This is a genomic window from Spirosoma pomorum, from assembly GCF_054776615.1.
In genome coordinates, this window is the sequence record NZ_BAAHBP010000002.1 from 410435 (window position 1) to 433285 (window position 22851).

General features: G+C 50.6%; 24 protein-coding genes. 7 read left to right on the top strand and 17 right to left on the bottom strand.

Annotated features, from left to right (window positions below):
- Nucleotides 1–12: 12 nt before the first annotated feature.
- The 8 genes from ACYVAD_RS07515 to lysM form a co-directional block, all read right to left on the bottom strand.
- Nucleotides 13–798: an L-fucose dehydrogenase gene (locus ACYVAD_RS07515; protein ID WP_461138980.1), complete on the bottom strand. Its 786-nt coding sequence runs from the start codon at nucleotides 796–798 to the stop codon at nucleotides 13–15.
- A gap of 58 nt (nucleotides 799–856) precedes the next feature.
- Nucleotides 857–1852 (bottom strand): type I phosphomannose isomerase catalytic subunit, encoded by a 996-nt coding sequence (locus ACYVAD_RS07520; protein WP_461138866.1) that lies wholly within the window; start codon nucleotides 1850–1852, stop codon nucleotides 857–859.
- 84 nt (nucleotides 1853–1936) lie between these two features.
- A complete protein-coding gene (locus ACYVAD_RS07525) occupies nucleotides 1937–3283 on the bottom strand; it encodes an alpha-L-fucosidase (RefSeq protein ID WP_461138867.1) in 1347 nt (448 codons plus the stop codon).
- A gap of 171 nt (nucleotides 3284–3454) precedes the next feature.
- The gene (locus tag ACYVAD_RS07530; protein WP_461138868.1) at nucleotides 3455–4540 is read right to left on the bottom strand and encodes a M20 family metallo-hydrolase; all 1086 of its coding nucleotides are present in this window, start codon (nucleotides 4538–4540) and stop codon (nucleotides 3455–3457) included.
- A 92-nt stretch (nucleotides 4541–4632) separates the two neighbouring features.
- On the bottom strand, nucleotides 4633–5517 hold the full coding sequence (locus ACYVAD_RS07535; protein WP_461138869.1) for a S1 family peptidase: 885 nt from the start codon (nucleotides 5515–5517) through the stop codon (nucleotides 4633–4635).
- 104 nt (nucleotides 5518–5621) lie between these two features.
- The gene (locus ACYVAD_RS07540; protein ID WP_461138870.1) at nucleotides 5622–5906 is read right to left on the bottom strand and encodes a hypothetical protein; all 285 of its coding nucleotides are present in this window, start codon (nucleotides 5904–5906) and stop codon (nucleotides 5622–5624) included.
- Nucleotides 5907–6005: 99 nt separating this feature from the next.
- Complete coding sequence (locus tag ACYVAD_RS07545) at nucleotides 6006–6923, bottom strand: DUF937 domain-containing protein (RefSeq protein WP_461138871.1); 918 nt, start codon at nucleotides 6921–6923, stop codon at nucleotides 6006–6008.
- A 173-nt stretch (nucleotides 6924–7096) separates the two neighbouring features.
- Nucleotides 7097–7570 (bottom strand): peptidoglycan-binding protein LysM, encoded by a 474-nt coding sequence (gene lysM, locus ACYVAD_RS07550; RefSeq protein ID WP_461138872.1) that lies wholly within the window; start codon nucleotides 7568–7570, stop codon nucleotides 7097–7099.
- Between the two features lie 210 nt (nucleotides 7571–7780).
- Between lysM and ACYVAD_RS07555 the strand changes: the two genes are divergently transcribed.
- Nucleotides 7781–9094, top strand: a complete 1314-nt coding sequence (locus ACYVAD_RS07555; protein ID WP_461138873.1) for an SGNH/GDSL hydrolase family protein — start codon at nucleotides 7781–7783, stop codon at nucleotides 9092–9094.
- Nucleotides 9095–9105: 11 nt separating this feature from the next.
- Nucleotides 9106–9903 (top strand): outer membrane beta-barrel protein, encoded by a 798-nt coding sequence (locus ACYVAD_RS07560; RefSeq protein WP_461138874.1) that lies wholly within the window; start codon nucleotides 9106–9108, stop codon nucleotides 9901–9903.
- Between the two features lie 71 nt (nucleotides 9904–9974).
- On the opposite strand, the gene ACYVAD_RS07565 is transcribed toward ACYVAD_RS07560, so the two are convergent.
- Entirely contained in the window at nucleotides 9975–10301 is a 327-nt protein-coding gene (locus ACYVAD_RS07565) for a winged helix-turn-helix transcriptional regulator (RefSeq protein ID WP_461138875.1), read from the bottom strand.
- Between the two features lie 416 nt (nucleotides 10302–10717).
- Between ACYVAD_RS07565 and miaA the strand changes: the two genes are divergently transcribed.
- Nucleotides 10718–11620 carry a tRNA (adenosine(37)-N6)-dimethylallyltransferase MiaA gene (gene miaA, locus ACYVAD_RS07570; protein WP_461138876.1) on the top strand — a complete coding sequence of 301 codons (903 nt, stop codon included), beginning with the start codon at nucleotides 10718–10720 and terminating at the stop codon, nucleotides 11618–11620.
- Nucleotides 11621–11642: 22 nt separating this feature from the next.
- Here miaA and ACYVAD_RS07575 read toward each other — a convergent pair whose 3' ends face one another.
- The 8 genes from ACYVAD_RS07575 to ACYVAD_RS07610 all read right to left on the bottom strand — a co-directional run bounded on the left by ACYVAD_RS07575 (nucleotide 11643) and on the right by ACYVAD_RS07610 (nucleotide 18613).
- Nucleotides 11643–11936 (bottom strand): rhodanese-like domain-containing protein, encoded by a 294-nt coding sequence (locus tag ACYVAD_RS07575; protein ID WP_461138877.1) that lies wholly within the window; start codon nucleotides 11934–11936, stop codon nucleotides 11643–11645.
- Nucleotides 11937–11967: 31 nt separating this feature from the next.
- Nucleotides 11968–13809 (bottom strand): T9SS type A sorting domain-containing protein, encoded by a 1842-nt coding sequence (locus ACYVAD_RS07580; protein ID WP_461138878.1) that lies wholly within the window; start codon nucleotides 13807–13809, stop codon nucleotides 11968–11970.
- Nucleotides 13810–13836: 27 nt separating this feature from the next.
- A complete protein-coding gene (locus ACYVAD_RS07585; protein ID WP_461138879.1) occupies nucleotides 13837–14610 on the bottom strand; it encodes a PASTA domain-containing protein in 774 nt (257 codons plus the stop codon).
- A 117-nt stretch (nucleotides 14611–14727) separates the two neighbouring features.
- On the bottom strand, nucleotides 14728–15339 hold the full coding sequence (locus ACYVAD_RS07590) for a riboflavin synthase (protein WP_461138880.1): 612 nt from the start codon (nucleotides 15337–15339) through the stop codon (nucleotides 14728–14730).
- 52 nt (nucleotides 15340–15391) lie between these two features.
- Nucleotides 15392–16156, bottom strand: coding sequence for a class I SAM-dependent DNA methyltransferase (locus ACYVAD_RS07595; RefSeq protein ID WP_461138881.1), 765 nt, complete (start codon nucleotides 16154–16156; stop codon nucleotides 15392–15394).
- On the bottom strand, nucleotides 16153–17145 hold the full coding sequence (locus tag ACYVAD_RS07600) for a glycosyltransferase family 2 protein (protein WP_461138882.1): 993 nt from the start codon (nucleotides 17143–17145) through the stop codon (nucleotides 16153–16155). The genes ACYVAD_RS07595 and ACYVAD_RS07600 overlap by 4 nt, the downstream gene beginning before the upstream one ends.
- On the bottom strand, nucleotides 17136–18227 hold the full coding sequence (locus tag ACYVAD_RS07605; RefSeq protein ID WP_461138883.1) for a DegT/DnrJ/EryC1/StrS family aminotransferase: 1092 nt from the start codon (nucleotides 18225–18227) through the stop codon (nucleotides 17136–17138). The genes ACYVAD_RS07600 and ACYVAD_RS07605 overlap by 10 nt, the downstream gene beginning before the upstream one ends.
- Nucleotides 18224–18613, bottom strand: a complete 390-nt coding sequence (locus ACYVAD_RS07610) for a sugar 3,4-ketoisomerase (protein WP_461138884.1) — start codon at nucleotides 18611–18613, stop codon at nucleotides 18224–18226. The genes ACYVAD_RS07605 and ACYVAD_RS07610 overlap by 4 nt, the downstream gene beginning before the upstream one ends.
- Before the next feature lie 220 nt (nucleotides 18614–18833).
- Between ACYVAD_RS07610 and ACYVAD_RS07615 the strand changes: the two genes are divergently transcribed.
- From ACYVAD_RS07615 to ACYVAD_RS07630, 4 genes are all read left to right on the top strand, one after another.
- Entirely contained in the window at nucleotides 18834–19466 is a 633-nt protein-coding gene (locus ACYVAD_RS07615) for a DUF1684 domain-containing protein (protein ID WP_461138885.1), read from the top strand.
- A 159-nt stretch (nucleotides 19467–19625) separates the two neighbouring features.
- A complete protein-coding gene (gene pheT, locus ACYVAD_RS07620) occupies nucleotides 19626–22085 on the top strand; it encodes a phenylalanine--tRNA ligase subunit beta (protein WP_461138886.1) in 2460 nt (819 codons plus the stop codon).
- A 107-nt stretch (nucleotides 22086–22192) separates the two neighbouring features.
- Nucleotides 22193–22492, top strand: coding sequence for a hypothetical protein (locus ACYVAD_RS07625; RefSeq protein ID WP_461138887.1), 300 nt, complete (start codon nucleotides 22193–22195; stop codon nucleotides 22490–22492).
- Between the two features lie 49 nt (nucleotides 22493–22541).
- Nucleotides 22542–22826 carry a cell division protein ZapA gene (locus ACYVAD_RS07630; RefSeq protein WP_461138888.1) on the top strand — a complete coding sequence of 95 codons (285 nt, stop codon included), beginning with the start codon at nucleotides 22542–22544 and terminating at the stop codon, nucleotides 22824–22826.
- The last annotated feature ends 25 nt before the right edge of the window (nucleotides 22827–22851 follow it).

A 22851-nucleotide genomic window follows, 5' to 3' on the forward strand; every position in this document is an offset into this window, starting at 1 on the left:
GCGCACGTAGACCTAATCCGTAATGGCCCGGTCCAGATGGGTATAGCCGCCGTCCACGTGGACTAACTGCCCGGTTGTATGGCTCGACTTGTCTGATAGTAGAAAGGCAACCATGTTGGCAATCTCCTCCGTTGTGGTCATTCGTTTTTCAAACGGAATCTTGGCGACGATCTGCTTCAGCTTTTCTTCCGGGTTCGGCAACGTTTTGATCCAGTCGGCGTAGAGTGGTGTCCAGCTTTCGGCGACGATCACGCAGTTCACCCGGATCTGGTACGGCAGGAGTTCAACGGCCCACTCGCGGGTTAGCGCATTACGCCCCCCGTTGGCAGCCGCGTAGGCCGACGTATTGCCCTGCCCCGTTTCGGCAACTTTCGATCCGATGTTGACAATAGCTCCTTTCGATTCTTTCAACAACGGTAAGGCATGATGCACCATGAGGTAGTAATGCACCAGATTCTTGTGCAACGACGCGATGAAGCCTTCGTACGAGCCGTTCTCCAGCCCTACTCCATCGTTCACACCTGCGTTGTTGACTAGTCCGTCGATGCGGCCGAATTGATTCTTTACGTTCTCGACAGCCAGGCGGCACTGCTCCGGATCGGACAGCTCGGCAACGAAGGAGTAGGCTTCGCCCCCGTTGTGGCGAATCTGCTCTACGGCCTGCTGATTATCGGAGTCGTTGCGGCCAATAATAACCGGGATGGCTTTCTCGGCAGCCAGAACCGTACAGATGCCTGCCCCGATTCCTTTAGCTCCACCCGTAACCAGAATAATTTTTCCGTCTAGGTTTAGGTTCATGTTGGTATATACTGAAGCACCCAGCACTCGCTTATTGAGTGCTGGGCGTATTTTCACACTAAGGAACGTAGGTTTCCAATACAGTCATCGCGCCGTCCGGCACCAGCGTCACCGAGGTAGTTGACGCAGGCAGCAGGGCGCACTGCCCCATTTTTAGTGGAATGTTGTAGCCACCTTCCGCCTGGATTGTCAGCGCTCCGTCAACACAAATCAGAATCACGAACGAATCCAGGTGCGTGTAATCGTGCAGCACTTCCTGGTCGAAGTTCAGTACGTTGGTGACGAAGTAATCACTCGTTACGGTATTGACGCTTTTATTGATTTCTTTCGGATACTCCGTTTTGTACTGATCGTAATGATGGTAGTCGATCGCATCGACGGCGAGGTCGGTATGCAGTTCACGTTTCTGACCGGTTGTCTGGTCAACCCGATCGAAGTCGTATATCCGGTAGGTTGTATCAGATGTTTGCTGAATTTCGGCCAGCAGCAGTCCCTTGCCAATGTAGTGCACCCGACCCGCTGGCAGGAAGAAAACATCGCCCGGTTCAGCCGTTTCGATGTTGAGCAAATCCTGAATGGTGTTGTCGGCAACGGCTTTAACGTATTCGTCTTTCGTCACCTCCCGGTTGAAACCCGAATTCAGTTTCGCGCCCTGGTCGGCCTGCATGATGTACCACATCTCCGTCTTTCCGTAGCCACTGCCCCGCTCCTCGGCGAGCTTATCATCCGGGTGCACCTGAATAGACAGGTCGTCGTTCGCGTCGATAAACTTCACCAGCAGCGGAAAGCGATTGCCGTATTTTTCGTACACATGCTCACCTACCAGTTCGCCTTTGTACTGCTCGACCAGTTCCCGCAGCGACTTGCCCTGCAAACCACCTTCTTTCACGACTGATACGTTACCTTCCACGTCCGACACTTCCCAGGTTTCTCCGCAGTTGGGTAGTGGTCCACCCGGACCGGAAGAAAAATCTTTCCCGAGGATGGTTTTAATCTTCTGGCCGCCCCAGATTTTATCCTTGTAAATAGTCTCGAATGTGAGTGGGTATAGCATACGTAATAGACAGGTCTCCCTGTTTTGATAAAGTTGAGTGATCAGTTAGTAGTCTGGGCGGCTGTTAACCGAAGCCCATTGGTTTTATTCACGACTCGACGCTTTGTAAGCACCGACCTCAGCCAGTTGAACCGGGCCGTTCGCTTCCGTGACGGTCAACCGAAGTCGGCTGGTGGTAACCGCCGGGAAGCGCAGCAGGCGTTTGTAGCCTACGGTCGTAAAGGTAGCCAGTTCTTTCCAGGAACCGTCGGCCCAGTACTCGACGCGGCCGCTGGCGATATGCTGACCAGTAGCAATGTTTTCCTGAATCGACATCCGGTCGAACGTTTGTTCTCCGCTTAACTCCAGCGTTAGTGGCTGATCAACGGATACGTTGACAGACGTAGCCAGTTTCTTATCCGTCAGCTTCGGGCTTTTAGTGATTAGATTCTTTTTGAACGTCTCATCCAGAATACTCCGAAACTCCCGTAGGCTGGCAACATCTGGCTCCGAGAACAGCCCATCCCGATTGGGCGGGACGTTCAGCAACAACAGACTGTTACGTCCTACCGACTGGTAGTACAGATTTACCAGATTCTTGCCGGAACGTACTTTCGAATCTTCGGCCGGGTGATAGAACCAACCCGGACGAATCGACACATCGGTTTCGGCAGGCACCCATTGCTTCCCGTTCGCATCCCCCCGATTCAGGTATTTCGAGTCGGCTTTGCCAGGTGCCAGCCCTTCGGTATTGATCGTTGACCAGCAGGTTTCGCCCGCGTTACCGGCTTCATTGCCTACCCAGCGCACATCCGGCCCGGCATCCGAGAACATAACCGCATTGGGTTGTAATTCACGAACCAGCGCCCAGTATCCGGCAAAATCGTAGATCATATCCTTGGCGTTTTCGCCTTTTGCCCCGTCGAACCAAACTTCCGAGATTGGCCCGTAATTGGTCAGCAGTTCGCGGAGCTGCCCTTTGTAATAGTCGTTGTACGAAGCCGTTCCATAACGAGGTTCGTGCCGATCCCAGGGTGAGAGATAGACACCGAATTTCAGTCCGAATTCCTTACAGGCATCGGCCACTTCGCGCACAACGTCCCCTTTACCGTCTTTCCACGGACTGCTCTTCACCGAATGGTCGGTAAACTTAGTTGGCCAGAGGCAGAAGCCATCGTGGTGTTTAGCGGTGATGATCGCTAGCTTGAACCCAGCATCTTTTAATGATTTGATCCACTGCCGGGCATCGAACTTCGTTGGGTTAAAAATGGCCGGGCTTTCGGTGCCATCCCCCCACTCCTTGTCCGTATACGTATTGACCGTAAAATGAAGAAAGGCCGTGGTTTCAAGCTGTTGCCAGTTGAGTTGACGGGTCGTTGGTTTGGGCTGGGCGTGTACCTGACTGATTGCCAGCAGACCAGCCAACCCTACTAAACGAAGACGGTTAAACATGGGCTCAATTATAAAAGCGATACCGAAACAGACTTTCGATCGCCGGGACAAAAGTAGGTACTCTGGTTTATTCACCAAAGGCAGACGTTCGGGCAAAGTCCCTCACACGTATTTATTCGAGTGAACCAGCAACTCGATCAAGCCTTTATAACGATTTGCTTACGGCGGAAATCAGACAACCTGCTCCAGCATCCGGATGTATCCGTCAACTCCCTCTTCGATCTCGCGCTGGTAGATAAACTCATTCGCCGAGTGCGACCGGCCCGAATGGCCTGGCCCGCATTTTAGCGAGGGGCAACTCAGCACGGCCTGATCGGAAGTCGTTGGCGAGCCGTAAGTAGTACGTCCCAGCGCCAGTCCTGCCTGAACGATAGGGTGCTCGGCGGGGATGGACGAGGGAGTCAGCCGAACCGACCGGGCCGATACTTCTGATTCAATATTTTCCTGGATGATTTGAATCACCTCCTCCAGCGAGTATTGTTCAGTAACCCGAGCGTCGATTGTGAACGTACATTTGTCCGGCACGACATTGTGCTGCGTTCCGGCATTGATAATTGTTACGGACAACTTGATCGGCCCCAGCGTTGGCGACACCTTTGGAAACTGATACGTTGTCAGCCAGTTAATATCTTTGATTGCCTTATAGATCGCATTTTCGCCTTCGTCACGGGCCGCATGGCCACTAACGCCGTAGGCGGTGCAGTCCAGTACCAGCAGCCCTTTTTCGGCGATGGCCAGTTGCATTTCAGTAGGTTCGCCTACAATAGCAAAGCTGATGGGTGGCAGTTCTGGCAGCAGTAATTCCAGCCCATCCCGGCCCGATATTTCTTCTTCAGCGCTGGCCGCCATGACCATGTTGTAGGCCATGTCCGGGCGGTCGTAGAAATAAGCAAACGTAGCCAGCAGGGATACCAGGCAGCCACCCGCATCGTTGCTGCCTAAGCCAAACAGCTTATCATCCTGTTCGAGAGGTTCGAACGGATCGAGCGTCCACGAAGTATTTGGTTTTACCGTATCGTGGTGTGAGTTGAGAAGAATCGTCGGTTTCGAAGAATCGAAATACTGATTTTTTGCCCAGACGTTATTTTTCAGTCGCTCGAACGGGATCGATCGGTCCCGAAAAAAGTCTTCGATCAGAAGAGCCGTCTGGTCTTCTTCGCGGCTGAACGACGGCGTGGCGATCAACCGTTTAAGCAAAGCCAGCGCATCGCTGGCAAGGCTGGTCTGACGCGCAGCTGGAGTAACAGATTGTGGCATAAAAAAAGCGTTGGCCGCTCAAAGATACAGTCAACGCCTTTTTATCGGTTACTCACTCGCAGAACTACTTGGCCAAGTCAGCAATTTCTGCTTTACTCTTCGTAGAACGTAACGCCTTTTTCCCGCAGAAACGCTTTGATGATATCGACATGAATGCACTGGCCTACATTCAGAAATGGGTAATTCGACACGCGTGTTTTACGGCCATTGACAAGCACTTCCCGGTCTTCAATGTCGAATCCCAGATGCAAGTGCCGCGTTGCCGCCTGCATACCGTAAATTACTCCGTTCATATCAAACAGCGGCCCGCCACTCTGCCCACGCAGGCCGGGAGTACTCATTTCGATACTCGTGATCATATTCTGCTCGCTCAGCAGACGCGTAATGATACCATCAATTGGGAAACGTGGTGATGCACTACGACCGGTGGTGGTCCACTCAATATCGTCCGACCAGGTGTCGTAGCGAAAATTGGTAAACTCCGGGAAGGGATAGCCGAGCCGACACAGACTTCGCCCGGATTTCACCCGACTGGTATCTTTCAGGAAAACGGCGTGCGACTGATACAGGAGTCGGTTGTAGCCTTTGAAGCGCAGTAGCGCCAGATCCTGCGTAGGGTGCATATCGATGGTCAATTCCTGAAACTGATCGACGCAGCCTACGAAGTTGTTACGTATGCGAATCACCGTATCCGGACGCAGGTTATATTTCTTCTCCAGTTCGCCAATTCGTTTCGACCCATCAGGGAGTCGCTCAACCTGCCGGCGTTCGCCCTGAAACGACCGGTGATTCTTGTGGATAGCTTCAGTCTGGGTGATTAGCTCGGCCACATGACGACACGTTATGGCACAACCTTCCTGATTGACAAAGAAAAGCGTAGCTGTACCGGGCACGATCTCGTTATGACCGAACAAACGAACAATGGAATGAATAGGACGGGTAAACGGGTCAACGCGGTCAATAGCGTCAGCAAACATAAGGATCAGAAAAAAGCATCAGCGAATCAATCGGCAATATAACCAATGCCGGTCGATTCGCTGATGTCAGAGTGCCTGCGCGTATAGGCTATACTAAATCGCTATTAATTCTTTTTTACGTTAACCTCCGCAGGAACGGTCGTCATGCCCCGCGCTGATGCACTGTCAGGGGGTGCCTGCTGCGGAGCTGTGGGGTCCGACGAATAGAGCGTATCCTTTTCCCGTCCCATTGGTCCGGACATATCTGCTGTGGTATCGGCCATGCTGCTGCCACTTTCCGAGCTTGACTCTTTTTTCTCACCCGAGCAGTTGAAGAACAGAAAGCTGGATCCGACGAGTAGGCTGGCCGCCATTCCCGTGCGGAGATACTGATTTACGTTGCGTTTCATAAACGTTGCTGGTTAGTTGAACAATTCAGATTATATATTGCTGTTGACAACCCAAGACTCTATCCCGGCGGTCAGTTTCTTTAATTCTCTCTTTTCAGGTTACCGATTCTCTTTTTGGGCCGACGAGTCTCGAATGCCCAGTGGTCCGGGTACCGTCGAGTTATCTGTCTGTCCATTAGACTCTTTGATACTTTCCCTGGTGGCTGGTGAATTGGCTTCTGCTTCGTTCGACTCAACCCGTTTGGTAGAATCCGTGCTAACGCCGTCGATTCCATTCTGATTTTGACGGCATTTCTGAACGAGTAAGGCCAGAATCAGTGCCAGCACGGCAAACATGGCCCAACGCAACCAACGTACGTTTTCTCGCCGACGGTCGCCCTCTGCACTTTTTGGAATATTAGGATTCAGCGGGGTACCACTAAAATTATCCGTTCCCTGTACTTCGGTTTGCGGACCAGCAGGTGTAACTAAATCATTGAAACCCAGTAAGCTACCAACTCCCTCCAGTCCACTGGGTACCGCCTTCCGGAACTCGGTCGCCTGCCCGAGCAACAGCGATTCCAGACTGGTGGCAGTCAGACCATTTTCCTGCTCCTGCCGTCCCAGAACGCCCATCAATACAGAACCCGCTACGCCAAGGATCGTCAACGCCGATTCAGCTTTGACACCACTGAACGTACTGATCAAGTCTGTCGTACTACGTAGCTTATCATCAAAAATATGATCCAGAAACGCCTTGTCACCCTGTGTAGCGGCAACGGTTTCTTCATGCGTATCAGTTACCTGGGCAACATCCAACGGTGTCTTTTCCAAGTCTTCTCTTTCCAGAAATGAAATGGTTGATAAAGCGCCCCCGGTTGACTGTACTTTTCGAGTTAATGCCCCCAACAGTGTAGGAATGGTTCCGTTAACCGCTTTCAAGACACTGGCAGGTTGTTCATGTAGCTCCGCACTGAGCTGATCGATCACACTGGGCGTGAACTGCTCTTTCAGGTAGGATAATAAGTGGAGTGCCATACTATTCTTTCATACGTTGAGATATATAGAACCGGAGCCTCATCCGAATGTTCGGAAAGACGAGATTTTGGTCGACTTCATTACGTACGGGCACAAAAAAAGCAAGTTACCCGAGAGCAACTTGCCTGATACGTTCAGTCAATCAGTACTTTACCTGATTGGCGTTAGTTCATTTACAACGTTGGTATACGCAGTACCTGGTCCGGATAGATCAGGTCTGGATCTTTCAGCATAGGTTTGTTAGCCTCGAAGATGACACCGTATTTCATCGGATCACCATATACTTCTTTAGAGATCTTGGAGAGCGTATCGCCTGACTTAACGGTATAATATTTTCCTTCTGGCGTTGGTTCGTCAACCTGAAGCTGATTATCGACTGACGATACGCCTTCGACGTTACCAACCGCCAGGGCGATTTTTTCGGCATCTTCCTGTGATTTCACCGAACCCGACAGAATAACTGTATCGCCTTTAGTTTTGACCGTCAGTGCCTTGTACGACAATCCTAATTGCTTTACGTGATCGAGGAGTGCCTGCGCCCGTAGTGGTTCTACTTTTTCGGCCTGGACGGGATCAGCGGGAGCGGCTTCCTGCTCCTTGTGAAAAATCTTTTCGCCAACGCCCTTAAAAAACGATAATACACCCATGGTTTCGTGAGTTTTAGAGGTAAAAGTCAAGTCACTGGCTGTTTGCCTTAGCAACTAAACACAAGAAACCGTAGCACGTGACGATTGTTTGAAAGCGCGCAATGAAACCCATTAATTATTGCCGTTTTCGCCATCTTGAATTGTGGTAAAAGCTCGTACATTTACACAAATTTCTCCTAATTAATCACCTTATTTTACCATCATTGATTTATGCAATCTATGATACAGTTTCGGTGGGGAGCTTTGCTGACGTTCATGACAGCACTGGTCGCCTGTACAAATAATGACATAGACCCAAGTCTTAGCTCGGGCGGAACACCATCAAAAGGGAATGCCGATTTTACCCGTTACGTTGCCGTTGGCAACTCGTTGACGGCAGGCTACGCCGATGGTGGAGTTTATCGCGAAAGCCAGCTTAATTCCTACCCGAACATCCTGGCCGGGCAGTTCAAAACCGTAGGGGGCGGTGATTTCATTCAACCGCTGTTTACCGAAGCGCAGGCTAACGGATCGGGCTATATCCGGCTGCGTCGATTACCCGCCAGTTCTACCAGTCTACCTACCCTTGATACGGCAAAAACTCAACTGGCCGTCCGGGGTCTGACATCTACGGGGCGCCCCCTGTACACGCTCTTCACGGATGCTAACCAAAATCTGGGCGTACCAGCCATTAAAGTGGCTGACATTCTGATACCGGGCTACGGATCATCAGCCGGAAACCCTTATTTCGAACGGTTGCTGTCGGACAAAGCCACAACGTATTTCCAGTATGTCAGCAACAACCTGAGTAACGCTACTTTCTTCTCCTGCTGGCTGGGCAACAATGATGCCTTACTTTACGCTACATCTGGGGGAGCTGGAGCCGAAAATACAGCCAATGGTCTGACCACAACAGCCTTGTTCACGACTAATTTCACGGCCATGATGAACAAATTGACCGAAAGTAGTCGCAAGGGCGTTGTCATCAGTATTCCTAATGTTGTTCAGGCACCATTTTTCACTACTGTTACGGCGCAGGTTAATGCCCTGGTCGCATCGCAGGGACGTACTGGGCTGGCCATCCGTACCAAAAGTGGTGTGCGCTTGTCAACGACGGGCGATTACTTCTTGCTTTCCGTTGCTCCTTTCCTCAATACGTTTCTTGCCCAGGGGGTTGGTCTGAGCGTAGCTAATCCAGTTCCGGACCAATTTGTTCTTGATGCTAGTGAGGTACAGGCCTTGACTACCCGAATTGGCGAATTCAATGCCATCATGAAAAGTCAGGCCGACGCCAAAGGAGTTGCCTATGTTGATATCAACAGCATTTTCCAGCAGATCACCTCATCAGGTGGCTACTCGCAGAACGGTATTACCTATACGGCATCCTACATCCAGGGGGGTGCGTTCAGTCTGGACGGTATTCACCTGACTCCGGCCGGTTATGCGCTGGTTGCTAACGAGATCATTAAAGGAATCAATTCAAAATACAGTTCAACCGTCCCCCAGGTTAATCCAGCTAACTACCGTCGCGTTCTGCTGCAATAATGTCTACACTTATGAATGTACGTCAGCTTTCTATATTAGCTTTCTTTTTAATCGGCTCGTCGGCCGCCCTGGCACAGACTTCAGTTCGACCCATTGAGCTTGGCATCAAAGGCGGAGGAACTTTCACTCATGGCTTTACCACCATTCCGGCTCAGACCATCGGCAACGTGCAGGTGCCCCAGCTCGAGAACAAAAGTAACGGCATTGGGTACGGCTACTCAGGCGGCATCTGGGCACGGAAGAACTTCAATACGTTCTTTATCCAGGCCGAGGTAACCTATAACCGCTTCATCTTAAAACAGAAGACCAACGTTACGCTGGACGTAAACGCAAACCCGGCGCTGGCGAATGCACTCCCGATCACCGTGCTACCGGGTCTGGTAAACGCAACTCTGAATGTTACGTCCGAATCGTCACTGGAAGCCATCGACGTCCCTATTCTGATCGGTAAACGCTGGATGGATGGCAAACTGCGGGGCTACGCAGGACCTAACTTTATCTTCGTCCAAAAAGCGCAGGCCAAGCGCGTTAACACCGGCATGATCAACGCGAACTCAACGGTTGGGTTTCCCGCTACTGATATTCCGGCAACGACCAGCACAACTAACCTGCTCAATCGCTACGAGGCTCAGAATCTGGAAGTAAAGGATTTCACCTATGCCCTTGAGCTGGGCGTTGGATTTACTCCTGTTAGCTTTCTAGACATTGACGCTCGCTATGCTGTACCGGTCGGCGGTGTTTACAAAGACAAGAACATTAAAGGCTTCTTGGGCATCGCTACCGTATCACTGGGATTCCGCGTGTTTTAGCTTTTCCCGCTTTTCAACAAAAAGGCCGACGCTGATATCAGTGTCGGCCTTTTTGTTGAAAAGCGGGAAGTTTATCGTACCTCTTCCGGCGTAATAAACTTCTCACCGATGGTTTTTAATTGCAATAAAATTGGTAAAATCTGATGTCCCTTGTCGGTTAAACTGTATTCTACCCGGGGAGGAACTTCGCTGAATGACTTCTTTGTAAGCACGCCCAGCGCAATAAGTGCTTTCAATTCCTGAATTAAAATTTTCTCGCTAATGTCAGGAATCAATCTTCGTAATTCACCATAACGCCGAGTCTGTGTGCCCAATTGAAAAATGATGTACAACCTCCATTTGCCGCAAATAATATCAAGGGTCTTTTTTAAAGCCAACTGATCGGTGTTACTTAACATCTGCCAGTAAATTATTTATTTTGTTTAAGCACAAGTACTAACCTTTTGGTATGCAACTTCCTGATTAGAAGGTATTTGTACCAATTTCGGCAAAAGTAAAAATTTGTTTGACATTCCTCACAACAATTACAATCTGTCTCCCTGAAAACTATTCATCAATTCTCCTAACTGCTTACCAATCAGAAGATAAGTAGACAGAGTTTTATTAGCTTCTTTTTGTAAAAAATTATAAAAACATACGCTGAGCAACTTAGTATAATCCAAAGTACGATTTTCAAACAATATGCGACTTCGAAATACAGCGCAGGCCAGGACCGTTACCTCATCATTTTGCAGCTTGGCGCGCTAAGTATTTTTGTATTTTTACGAGATGACTGACTCAATGATGTCGGTTACTGACCCAGTATTTTTGCAAATTGAAAACGTTACTTGTTGTTGCCGGTCCCACTGCAGTTGGTAAAACGGATTTATGCGTTCGGTTAGCCAAGCGATTAAGTACGGTCGTTGTCTCAGCCGACTCGCGACAGCTCTACCGCGAACTCACCATTGGTACCGCTAAGCCATCGTTAGCTGAAATGGATGGTGTTCCTCATTATTTCATTGATTCACACTCGATCACCGACCCGGTCAATGCAGGGCGTTATGAGCGGGAATGCATGTCCTTGCTGGAACAGTTATTCCGCGACAAAGACGTTGTAATTTTATCCGGGGGAACCGGCCTATACATCCAGTCAGTCTGTTTTGGGCTGGACGACATGCCTGTCGTTAACCCCACCCTACGCGAACAGCTTTTTCAGCGTTTGCACACCGATGGGCTGGACGTATTACAACAGGAATTACGGCAACTTGACCCCGTTTACAGCGCGACGGCGGACTTACAGAATCCCGTCCGGGTGACACGTGCCCTCGAAGTGTGCCTGTCGACTGGACAACCTTATTCGTCGTTTAGGCGTCAGCAGGCGGTAGAACGGCCTTTTCGCTCTCAACTTATTGCCCTGGAACGTTCCCGCGACGAACTATACGCCCGGATTGATTCCCGAATGGACGCTATGCTGGCTAACGGCCTGGTCGAAGAAGTGCGCTCACTCAATGCCTACTGGGAACTCTCCTCCCTGCAAACGGTTGGCTACCAGGAAGTTTTTCCGTATCTGGACGGCGTATATGATTACCAGGAAATGGTACGGCTTCTAAAACGGAATTCGCGCCGGTACGCGAAGCGACAACTGACCTGGTTTCGGAATCAGGCAGATTTCCAGTGGTACAGTCCCCAGGCGGACGAAGCTATTCTGGCAGACAGCGGACTGCCATACCAGCATTAGTCCGCTGTCACCTACATTCGAGTTACTGGGCGCGGTAGGCCAGCATGCCGCCCGTTACGTTGCGGACATTGTTAAAGCCGTTTTCCTCGAGATACTGCTGCGCACGGGCACTGCGTGCTCCCGAACGGCAATGCACGATAACCTCTTCATCCTGCAAGCCATCAAGTTCGTCAATACGATGCGGTAAATCGCCCAGCGGCATTAGCGTTGCTCCAATATTATCCGCTTCGTATTCGTTCGGCTCCCGCACATCGATCAGATTCAGTTTTTCGCCTTTGTCGAGCCGCTCTTTCAGCTCCTGTACAGTAATGTCCATGACTTGAGTTGTTTAATTCGATTAGCCAGCGTTAGTGCTGAATGATTACTTTTTGCGTCACCGCGCGTCGATCGTCGGTTAGCCGAAGCAGATAAAGACCATCGGGTAGGTAACCCAGGTCTAACGTCTGCTGACCGCGACTTGGTTCGACCGTCCGCAGGATCTGTCCCGTTGGCCTGATGATATCAATCTGTTTTAACTTATCTGTCTCCCAGCGAATCAACCCCGTAGTTGGATTTGGATAAACGCGTAACGGAGCCAATATTTCCGCTTCGGGCAGGGCGGTTACGACCGTATCTGGCCGACCACCCATCACGGGCCGGAGCATGAAAGCACCCTGAAAATTCAACGTTGTCGCATTACTGTTTTGCAAATTCTGCTCCCAGGTGTTGCCACCATTATAAAAAATCTGACGCCCGAATGGGCTATTTTTATCGAAGCCTAAACGTAACAGGGTTGTATCACTCACGCTCACCTGCTGATAACCAATGTAGAAGGTGTCCTGTACAGATACATTTCGGTTGAATTTGAAATCAGTAAAGGCATTCCGGTACGGTGGGTAGCCAACTGTGAACGACTGCTGATAGACGACCGTGTTAGGACGTCCAGCACGGTTATTGTACACGCTGAACACGAATGATTGTCCCGTCTGATTGGTCCGGAAAGGCACCAGACAGGCGCGCACCCCGGAGATGACGTCAGCTTTATTCGTCACGAACCGAACAGCCCAGCGTTCACCCGGTCCTATCTGAAGACCATATTCCCAGCTACCGTCATCATAAGCGTAATAATCGCTCAGGTTGGCAACACCCGATAACGTATCGTTCTGTCGCAGATTAACACCCGGAATCGACGGGTTCTGGTCATCGGTGGTGAGCAGGTCGAATTTATACCGCAACCGGGCCTGCGTAGCGGATCCCAGTCCGGTGGCCGGTGTAGGGCGGGTACTTTTCCGCTGCGAACTAAGGGCGCCGATCAGCACTGAATTCGTTTCTGAAACATCTTGCACGGTAGCGCCCGAGATTTCATCCCGAATCGTAAATCGGTACGTCGTGAAGTTAAAGTTATTGAATAAGTTGTTGATATCTGTCGTTACGGAGTCGGCAGTTTCGGCGGCTGGGTTAACCAGATATTGTCCCAGCGGCATGGCAGAATACCGCTTCAGCAACGGGCTCAAGGGTTGGCGCACCGCCACGTCCCGCACAAAGCGGTCGTTAAGCGTACGGCCCCGGTTCAGGTACACATAATCTATATTCCACGTATCGAACGGGCCCGACGACCGACCGTAGGCCCGAAATCGAAAGGCAAACTGACCGTGCAGATAAGCGGCCGACCGGATCGGAATAAATACCTGCGTGAAATTATTGGTTGGTCGTCCTCCTTCCAGGCGCCAGACTGTTTGCCAGTTGCCAGCCTGGTTACGGAATTGTACCGTCAATGAATCGCCCAGATCCGGTGTTTCGCCGAGTCCACGCATCTGCCAGTAAAAACTTAGGTAGACCGAATCGGCCGCTGTCAGGCTGCCAAGATTAATAGCCTGCGACGCCAAGGTATCCGTGTACCCTTGGGCAAACTGGTTATTGAACACGTACGGTAATCCATCGGCCCGCAATCCATCAAACGAGGCAACGCCTATGGTGGGGTGGTTAATGGCCATCGTATTATTGATGTACACACCGCTCCCCGCCTGCCACAGACGGGTATCTGGTTTATCAATACCCGGTCGACCAGATGCCGTTGAGAAATCGTCGAAAAATGGCAGGGTCAAGGGAGTTTGGGCTTGCCCGGTGCTTAGAATGCCCAGTACAAACAGCGCCACCCAGATCAGGCGGATAACAGGCCCCAAAAATTGATTACGTAACGTTATTCCCATGTACTATTGGTGCCGGAAGCGGTGGTATTAGTTCGGCTCGACCGGTCCCACGACCCACAAATCCATCGTTTCACCAACGCGGATTCGTTCGCCAGCACGGGCTTCGGGCCGTTGCCGTACCACCGTACCAACCTCCTTTTCGGGGTCATCAACAGGAATAATCGTGCCAACTTTCAGGCTTGACCCCCGAATCGTCAGCTTCGCTTCGTCCAGTGGCTTACCTACAACGTCAGGAACCGCAAACATCGTATTTCCCAGGCCATCGCCTACTTCCAGATCGATCTTCGCTCCCTTCGGCACCGGTGTTCCCGGAATAATTTCCTTTCCGTTGTACAGCTGCCGCAGTACGGAATTCTTGGCTACGTCAGGCACATAAATACGCTCCCCGATCTCCAGCCCCAGCGAGCGCAGATTTAGTTCGGCACTCCGATCGGTCAGATCGGTTAGTTTCGGCATCGACACCATGGGGGCTACCCGTTTGGTAATCGTTACGTATATTTTGCGTCCCTCCTTTACTTTCATATTGGCGCGGGGGTACTGCTGCACGATCGTCAGCGGCAGGGCGCCGGCCACAAATGTGCAGTCACTTACTTCGTAGCGCAGATCACGATCGTTCAGAATGTTCTGCATCTCGTCGAGACTCAGTTTCGTTACGTCCGGCACCGTGATAGTTTGCCCGTGATTCGTCGTAAACGGCAGATACACGAAGAAGAACGCCAAGAATAAAGCAGCCAGCAACGCCAGGATAAGGCCCAGGTGAATCAGCAGGTCAGCAAAGGATCGGGTGCTGATTTTAGCCATTCGAATCGATAATTGAAAACAGGTTTTGTCTGATGGACATAGTTCTCTTGTCAGTCAGCTCCGGCTAACCGGTTCTACCTGACCGGTTGTGGTCAAAATTAGTAGAATCGAGGACGCCTACCGATACCCGGCCAGCATTTTTTTGATGTACTTACCCACAACGTCAAACTCCAGATTGACCATATCGCCTACTTTGAGTTGACTAAAGCTGGTATGCTCGTAGGTATACGGAATAATGGTTACCCGGAAGCTGTCATCGCGCGAGTTGAAAACGGTCAGACTCACACCATTGATACAAATGGATCCTTTTTCGACCGTAATATTCCGATCTTTCTCATCCATCCCCTCCGGAACCGGGTCGTATTGAAAATCAAAAAGCCAGCTCCCGTTCAGGTCTTCGATGTTCGTACAAATGCCCGTTTGATCAACATGCCCCTGTACAATGTGGCCGTCGAACCGGCCCGTTGCAGGCATGCACCGTTCCAGGTTAACCTGGTCGCCGATACGTAACAAACCCAGATTGGTTTTCTTCAGCGTCTCATCAACGGCCGTTACCGTGTAGCTTTTATCATCCAGGCTCGTTACGGTCAGGCAAACACCATTATGGCTGACACTCTGATCTATTTTCAGTTCGGGAGTCATCGTCGACTCAATCCGAAACGTCAGGTTTGTCCCCTCCTGTTCGATGTCAGCAACGACGCCCGTTGTTTCTACAATACCCGTAAACATACTTTTAGTCAATTAAAATAGCGCGCTTCCACTACGAGGCATTCCTTGACAACTAACCCGAAACGGGCCGAAACACAACGAATAGCGAACTGCCGAACGGCGCGTAGGAAAGTAACTTCTGTTCTGTATGAACAACCCGGTAAAGCGTCTCGTTCAGCCAGGAGCTGGGCAAATATACGTCGGACTTGGCCGATTCGGGCGACTGCCAGCCTAACCGTAATTCCAGGTTCTGCCACTGGCGCATCAAGAGGATGATTGGCGATAGCAAAAAGCTCCAGTACGTACTTTGATCGATTCGCAAACCTACTTTGGGCAACACATGCTGAAAGTCAGCCACCACAAACCGCCGGGCGGCTCCCACGGCTAGGTCATGCTGCCCTTTAAATACGTTGAACGCGTTGTTATTGCTGATCAAAACCCCCGTTGGACACAACCGATTCGCCAGCTTTTGCATCAGCGCTGGCAGGCGATCCCCCAGGAAATAACAGAACACATCGTTGCAAACGACAGCGTCAAACTGGTCGTCGACCTCACGCAGCTCGTTCAGATCAACCAGCGAAACAGTCAGCCCCCGATCGCGGCAGGCAGCTACAGCATCCGTCGACCCATCCATACCCCGTAGATTCGTATAGCCCCGCTCTCGCAGAAACGCCATCAGCCCCCCCGTCCCACAGCCTACATCCAGAATAGTTATATCCCGCCGGTTGCCGAAGTGGTTCTGTAAAGTCTCCGCTACCCGCTCGTGCAGACTACGATACCACCAGAGTTCCCCTTCCAGCTGGAACATTTTTTCGTATTCTTCCGAACGGCCAATCATAGCGAATCTGGCAAGTAGTTCAATAAAAACAAGGCGAGCATCAGCGACGATTGAGACACCTTCTGGCTTACAGTTTCTGGCCACGCTCGCTTTTCTACGTAAGGTGGCAGACCGCTATAGGCCATAAATAATTTACCGAGGTACTCCCCTAAAACGCCCAGGCAGAGTAGCAATAGCCCCGTAGCCAGGCTAATCGCCCAGAGGATTAAACCCCAGCCCGGTACGTTAATTAATTGGCTTATCGTTCCAGCCAGCAAACCTAATCCTATTAGACTACTCATTAAGAATAGCCCAGCTCCGATGGCCGTAAAAATTCGAATTGGCCAGAGTGAATAACCAATAAAGACGTTCAGAAACAGCGCAATGAGCTTTCGTGCCGTATAGTTTGAGCGACCTTCCTGACGAGTATTGTGGGGCACGATTACGCTCCCGACGTGCCGGGTTACTCGAAAAATAAGCCCGTCGATGTAGGGATACGGCCCCCGGTATCGAATGATTTCGTTTACCACTTCCCGGCGAATTAGTTTGAAGCTGGAGAGATACAGTTCTTTGGGTTTACCCAGCGAGTACGTTGTGAGCCGATTAACGAGCCAGCTCCCCAGATTTCGGAACCAATGGTGCTGTTTTTGTTCGTATCGGCTGTAAACCACATCGTATCCACCCGTCTCTGCGGTTTCGACCAGGGTCAGAATCGATTCGGGTGGATTCTGAAAATCATCATCGATAATAACAACGTATTGCCCTTTGGCATGATTAAGCCCGCATAACACCGCGTTAAACTCACCAAAATTCCGGCGAAGGGAAATAAACTGGACGTTTTTGTAAGTCGCAGCAACCTGCCGACACACGGATTCCGAGCGGTCAACGCTACCGTCGTTGACCAGAATAACATCGAATGGCAGACCTGTTAGACAGGTTTGCAGTCGTTCGACCAGCGGACCAATCGTGCTTTCGCTATTATAAACCGGAATAACGATACTTATGTCCATGCGTTAATGCAACTGATAATGTAGTCCGCTTCAGTATCGGTCAGGGTTGGATTTAAGGGCAAGCTAACCACTTCGCGGTGAAGTTGCTCTGTAATGGGCAGCGACAAGGGAGAAAATGAAGCTGCGTACGCTCGTTGCTGATGCGGGGGCGTTGGGTAATGAACGTCCGTACCAATCCCTTTCTCGTGCAGATACGCCCGAAATGCATCACGGCGCTGGCAACGAACAACAAATAAATGCCAGACATCCTGATCCAATTGATCCGCAGGTGGCAGACTGATATCCGGATGGGCAATTTCGGTCAGATACCGCTGCGCGAGTTGTCGGCGTCGCGCATTCCCTGCGTCGAGAAAAGAGAGTTTGACTGACAGAACGGCCGCCTGTATTTCATCCAGACGACTATTGTGACCAATATAATCGTTCACGTATTTCGTAGCAGATCCGTAGTTACGTAACGCGCGTAACCGTTCGGCCAGCTCACCATCGTTTGTCGTAATGGCCCCCGCATCGCCCAAAGCGCCCAAATTTTTGCTGGGATAAAAGCTCCAGCCAGCTGCGTGACCAAGGTCACCCGCCCGGTTCGTCTGGTAGAAGGCTCCATGCGCCTGAGCGGCATCCTCCAGTACGGACAGTTTATACGTTCGGGCTAGATCATTGATAGGAGTCATGTCGCAGCAACGGCCGTAGAGATGAACCGGCAGAATTGCTTTCGTGCGGGACGTAATAGCCAATTCTATCAGGAATGGATCAAGAAGATACGTCTGCGGATCAGGCTCAACAAATACAGGTGTCAGCCCAGCCAAGGTGACACTGAGAACGGAGGCAATATACGCGTTGCCCGGAACGATCACTTCACTGCCTGCCGGGAATTCCCAGGCTTTCAGCACAAGCGTCAGCGCATCGAGTCCATTACCAACACCAATACAATGACGCGTACCACAATAGGCTGCAAACTCTCGTTCAAACGTATCCACTTCCTGCCCCAAAATGTACCAGCCAGTCGTTACAACACGCTGTACAGCTTCAGTAATAGCCGCTTCGAAGGGTTGATTAAGCCGCTTCAGGTCAAGAAAAGGGATCATTCGGAGTCGACCATAACCTGATTTGGGTACGGCTCATAGATGTAGTCATCTTTGTCATAAAGCTGATTGGAGACTACGAGTAGGATGGCATCTTCTGAGAACTGATCCATCGTGTGCCAGTCTTCGGGCTTCAGCACCAGGCACTGACGAGGATCAGAAAGGTATATGTATTCTTCTTTTTCACCGTTGTTGTTGTATACCCGACAGCTGCCATTCAGACAGATCAATGCATTCCAGGCCAGGTAATGGCGATGGCCAGCCCGCGAACGCTCGCCAGCGTTATAGATGTAAAAAACACGCTGAATTGGGCCGGGTATAATGTTTTCGAAAACGGTTAGATCGCCGGTTTCTGAGGAAAATGTTTTTAAGTTGTACAATTTAGCCATTCCGTAACGTCTATAGTTTGTTGCTGCACCTGAGTATATGTTCTAGTAAACTAAAAAACCACACCTCTTTAACGCCTTTTTAATCAGTGCCACAAGATAGTACCTTAAACTATTGTATGCACATATATTATGCAGAAAACTACTTACGAGTTCTCCTGTATATGATTCCTTTTTTTCGGATGTAATAGTTTAATCCACTTCTGTACCTTTTTTTTGCTAAATGCTTACGAACAAGACCTTTCTGGCAGGATTCATCCTTCTGGTTATGGCGGCACTGGCTTATTTTTTTCTTAGCAGTGATGCCGATGATAGTTTCGCTACCATTGATCCTGGGGCTTACCGTCAGCAGGTTAGCAAGTCGCGTACAAAGAAGAATGATTTCTTTCGTACCAGTACTGAATCCCCACTTACCGATAAGACATCGTTTTCCGGTCTTCGTTACTTCTCCCCCGATCCAGCGTACCGAGTGGTAGCCCGTTTAGAACCTTTTGCGGATAAAACCCAAAAGCTGGTTGTTACGCTAACCGACGGCAGCGAGGAAGTTTACGAGAAGTATGCTCATGCCGTTTTTAGTCTGAATGGCGAAGCCTGCCGACTCCTGATTGTCAAGCTAAAAGATACGTATTCTATTTTGTTTCGTGATGCCACATCGGGCAAAACTACCTACGGCGGGGGGCGTTATCTGGAACTCGATCCCAAACTCATAAAGGAGAATCGCGCTGTATTGGATTTCAATGCGGCCTACAATCCCTATTGTGCCTACAATCCCAACTTCGCCTGCCCACTTCCCCCGAAGGAAAACAACCTGCCTATTGCCGTTGAAGCAGGGGAACAATACGTAGCACACGATTAACGTACGTACCTTTCATCACAGCTTATTGTATCAATGTCATAGGGCCACACTCCTTCTGGCCGCAGATTAGCTTACAGAAAATTTAATTCAGCCACATCTTCCTCCTTTCCTTTCCTCCCTTCTCCTTACCTTTGCGGCATTTATTTGCTTTGCCGCTGTATGGAAATTTCCTATAAATGGTTACAAGAGTTCATTGATTTACCCGAATCTCCCGAAGAAACGGGCAAGCGGCTCACCGCTACGGGTCTGGAGGTTGAGGGGGTTGAAAAAGTAGACGTTATTCCTGGTGGACTTGACGGTGTCGTACTGGGCGAGGTACTTACCTGCGCCAAACACCCGGATGCCGATAAGTTGAATCTAACGACAGTTGACGTTGGTACTGATACGCCCCTGCATATTGTTTGTGGTGCTCCTAACGTAGCCGCCGGGCAACGAGTGGTTGTCGCTCTGGTTAGCGCGACGTTGCATCCTTCCTCGGGTGAGTCGTTTCAAATCAAGAAAGCCAAAATTCGTGGAGCAGCCTCCGAAGGGATGATCTGCGCTGAGGATGAAATCGGTCTGGGCGAATCCCATGCCGGCATCATGGTGCTGGACACGGATTTACCAAACGGTACTCCAGCAGCTAAGTACTTCAATCTGGAGGCCGATTACCAGATTGCCATTGGTCTGACTCCGAACCGGATCGACGCGGCTTCGCACTTTGGCGTAGCTCGTGATCTGAAAGCTGCCCTGAACCGGCCCCTACGAATGCCTTCAGTCGAAGCCTTCTCGGTCGACAATCAGGATCTGACGTTCGACGTTCGCGTTGAGGCCCAGGAAGACTGCCCCCGTTACGCTGGCCTGACAATTAGCGGACTTACCGTCGGTGAATCGCCGGAATGGCTGAAGCAGCGACTGCTCGCGATTGGTGTCAACCCAATCAATAACATCGTGGACGTAACAAATTTTGTTTGCCACGATCTGGGTCAGCCACTGCACGCATTTGACGCCGATAAAGTGATTGGCAATCAAGTCATCGTGAAGCCCCTCCCCGAAGGCACCCCGTTTGTTACACTCGATGGCATAGAACGGAAGCTGACGGCGACGGACCTGATGATCTGTAATGGCGCGGAGTCACCGGCCGAGTCGGCCATGTGTATCGCCGGTGTCTTTGGGGGTAAATCGTCGGGGGTTAGCGACACAACGACCCGTATTTTTCTGGAGTCAGCTTACTTCTCGCCCACATCCGTTCGAAAAACTGCACAGCATCATGGGCTGAAAACCGATGCGTCATTCCGCTTTGAACGGGGTATTGACCCGAATATCACGATCTACGCTCTCAAGCGGGCTGCGTTGCTGATTCAGGAAGTAGCGAGCAACGGCTCGGCCACGATTACGTCAGAAATTACCGACTTGTATCCGGCACCGATTGAGCCGTTCCGGGTACCAATGCGCTACAAAAACATTGATCGTCTGATTGGTATCCCGATCGACCGAAATGAAATCACCCGGATTCTGAACGCGCTCGATATCGAAGTAGATACCAGCGTAGCTGACGAAGCCACTGATTTTATCGCCGTCGTTCCGCCCTACCGAGTGGACGTAACGCGCGAAGCCGACGTGATCGAGGAGATTTTGCGTATCTACGGACTGGATAGCGTACCACTGTCGACAACCCTCGCGGCCGATTCGTTATCGCAGTTTCCGAAAACGGACCCCAACCAGTGGCAAAGCCGGGTCGGTCAGTTGCTGGCGGCCAATGGCTTCTACGAAATTCTGACCAACTCACTCACCCGCCCGGCTTACAACGATGCGATCCGATCGGCCCTGCCAAACGCCGATGTCCCGTTATTGAACCCGCTCAGCGAAGAACTGTCGGTAATGCGGCAAACGCTGTTGTTTTCAACCCTGGAGACGCTGTTGCACAACATCAACCGGCGGCAGAAAGACCTGAAAACGTTTGAATTTGGTAAAGTATATTCCAAGACGACCAACGAGAACGGGACAAAGTACGTCGAGAAACAGCGGCTTAGTCTGGCTTTGACGGGCAACGAGGAAGCCGAAAGCTGGCTCCACAAAGACCAGCCGGTAGTGTACCACGACTTGGCGACTGCCGTTCAGCGCGTACTGAATCTATTCCGGGTTAAGCAATACGATACGCAGCCCGCCGACTCAGCCCTATTTCAGTACGGTCTAACGTACATCGTCAACAAAAAACCGGTTGTCAGCCTCGGATTGGTTAACCCTAAGCTCACAAAACTAGTTGACCTGAAGCAGTCAGTCTTCTATGCGGATTTCGACTGGCAGGCGTTATTAAGTCTGACAAGCGCCAAACCCCGCTATCAGGAGGTGCCACGTTTCCCCGAAGTACGTCGGGATCTGTCGCTCGTTATCGATAAGGGCGTTACGTTCGATCGCATTAGCCAACTGGCTCACCAGGCCGAACGGAAACTCCTGCGATCGGTTAACGTGTTTGATGTTTACGAAGGAGAAAACCTGGGTGCTGATAAGAAATCGTACTCAGTAAGTTTCATGTTACAGGACCCTACTCAAACGTTAACCGACGCGGCCATCCAGAAAACGATGCAGCGATTGCAGGATGCGTTCGAGCGGGAACTGGGTGCGCTAATCCGGAAGTAGTTTTGCTGTCCACCAGGCTTTTTTTTCATCCTCAACCCCATTAAACAGTGGCAAGTGAGCATCAAATTTTTGCGTTAATCGAAGCGCTCGAGCGAAAAATCGATTCGATGAAAACAGACTATGATGCCGCTCAGCAACAGATCAAGCGACTAAAGGACGAAAAAGCAGCGCTGGAAAAGCATAACCAAAGCCTGGAAAAATATAACCAGGCCCAGGAGACAACTATTAAACGGTTGCAGAAAAAGCAACCGCAATCAGAAAAAAATGCACTAAAATCGAAAGATTTTGGTAAACTTGTGAAAGACAATCTGTCCGGGACAGATACAAATGCCGAATTAAAACGACAACTCGATGAGTATATCCGGGAACTGGAACGGTGTATTGCTCACATGAGTAGTTTGTCATAAATGTAATCTAACGCTGAGGTACAGCACCTCACGGAAGCAAATCGTCACGATGGAAGAATTACCAATCCACGTAAAAATCGCCGACCGGCCCTATAAGCTCTTCGTTGAAGCAGAGTCGGAAGCTATCGTGCGCGAAGCGGCCAAGTTGATTCAGGAAGAGTACCATAAACTCCAGAAAGCAAAAATCGGCGACGCTCAGGAAGCGTTGGCGCAGATTGCTTTTTCCTGTCTGATCACCAAATTACGGGGTGACCGGCAGATTCAGGGCTTTAGACAGGCAATATTTGACAAACTATCTCAGGTAGAGAAGACAGCTAGCACGGGTTCGGTGTAATCCGATGCTGACGACGCAGTAAACC

Coding starts and splice junctions, on each gene's coding strand:
- ACYVAD_RS07545 (WP_461138871.1), bottom strand. CDS start 6,923: ATGGCACTCCACTTATTATCCTACCTGAAAGAGCAGTTCACGCCCAGT.
- lysM (WP_461138872.1), bottom strand. CDS start 7,570: ATGGGTGTATTATCGTTTTTTAAGGGCGTTGGCGAAAAGATTTTTCAC.
- ACYVAD_RS07565 (WP_461138875.1), bottom strand. CDS start 10,301: ATGTTAAGTAACACCGATCAGTTGGCTTTAAAAAAGACCCTTGATATT.
- ACYVAD_RS07590 (WP_461138880.1), bottom strand. CDS start 15,339: ATGTTTACGGGTATTGTAGAAACAACGGGCGTCGTTGCTGACATCGAA.
- ACYVAD_RS07610 (WP_461138884.1), bottom strand. CDS start 18,613: ATGGCTAAATTGTACAACTTAAAAACATTTTCCTCAGAAACCGGCGAT.
- ACYVAD_RS07560 (WP_461138874.1), top strand. CDS start 9,106: ATGAATGTACGTCAGCTTTCTATATTAGCTTTCTTTTTAATCGGCTCG.
- ACYVAD_RS07625 (WP_461138887.1), top strand. CDS start 22,193: ATGAAAACAGACTATGATGCCGCTCAGCAACAGATCAAGCGACTAAAG.
- ACYVAD_RS07530 (WP_461138868.1), bottom strand. CDS start 4,540: ATGCCACAATCTGTTACTCCAGCTGCGCGTCAGACCAGCCTTGCCAGC.
- ACYVAD_RS07630 (WP_461138888.1), top strand. CDS start 22,542: ATGGAAGAATTACCAATCCACGTAAAAATCGCCGACCGGCCCTATAAG.
- ACYVAD_RS07605 (WP_461138883.1), bottom strand. CDS start 18,227: ATGATCCCTTTTCTTGACCTGAAGCGGCTTAATCAACCCTTCGAAGCG.
- ACYVAD_RS07535 (WP_461138869.1), bottom strand. CDS start 5,517: ATGTTTGCTGACGCTATTGACCGCGTTGACCCGTTTACCCGTCCTATT.
- ACYVAD_RS07515 (WP_461138980.1), bottom strand. CDS start 798: ATGAACCTAAACCTAGACGGAAAAATTATTCTGGTTACGGGTGGAGCT.
- ACYVAD_RS07575 (WP_461138877.1), bottom strand. CDS start 11,936: ATGGACATTACTGTACAGGAGCTGAAAGAGCGGCTCGACAAAGGCGAA.
- ACYVAD_RS07600 (WP_461138882.1), bottom strand. CDS start 17,145: ATGGACATAAGTATCGTTATTCCGGTTTATAATAGCGAAAGCACGATT.
- ACYVAD_RS07525 (WP_461138867.1), bottom strand. CDS start 3,283: ATGTTTAACCGTCTTCGTTTAGTAGGGTTGGCTGGTCTGCTGGCAATC.
- ACYVAD_RS07540 (WP_461138870.1), bottom strand. CDS start 5,906: ATGAAACGCAACGTAAATCAGTATCTCCGCACGGGAATGGCGGCCAGC.
- ACYVAD_RS07520 (WP_461138866.1), bottom strand. CDS start 1,852: ATGCTATACCCACTCACATTCGAGACTATTTACAAGGATAAAATCTGG.
- ACYVAD_RS07585 (WP_461138879.1), bottom strand. CDS start 14,610: ATGGCTAAAATCAGCACCCGATCCTTTGCTGACCTGCTGATTCACCTG.
- ACYVAD_RS07595 (WP_461138881.1), bottom strand. CDS start 16,156: ATGATTGGCCGTTCGGAAGAATACGAAAAAATGTTCCAGCTGGAAGGG.
- pheT (WP_461138886.1), top strand. CDS start 19,626: ATGGAAATTTCCTATAAATGGTTACAAGAGTTCATTGATTTACCCGAA.
- ACYVAD_RS07580 (WP_461138878.1), bottom strand. CDS start 13,809: ATGGGAATAACGTTACGTAATCAATTTTTGGGGCCTGTTATCCGCCTG.
- ACYVAD_RS07555 (WP_461138873.1), top strand. CDS start 7,781: ATGCAATCTATGATACAGTTTCGGTGGGGAGCTTTGCTGACGTTCATG.
- ACYVAD_RS07615 (WP_461138885.1), top strand. CDS start 18,834: ATGCTTACGAACAAGACCTTTCTGGCAGGATTCATCCTTCTGGTTATG.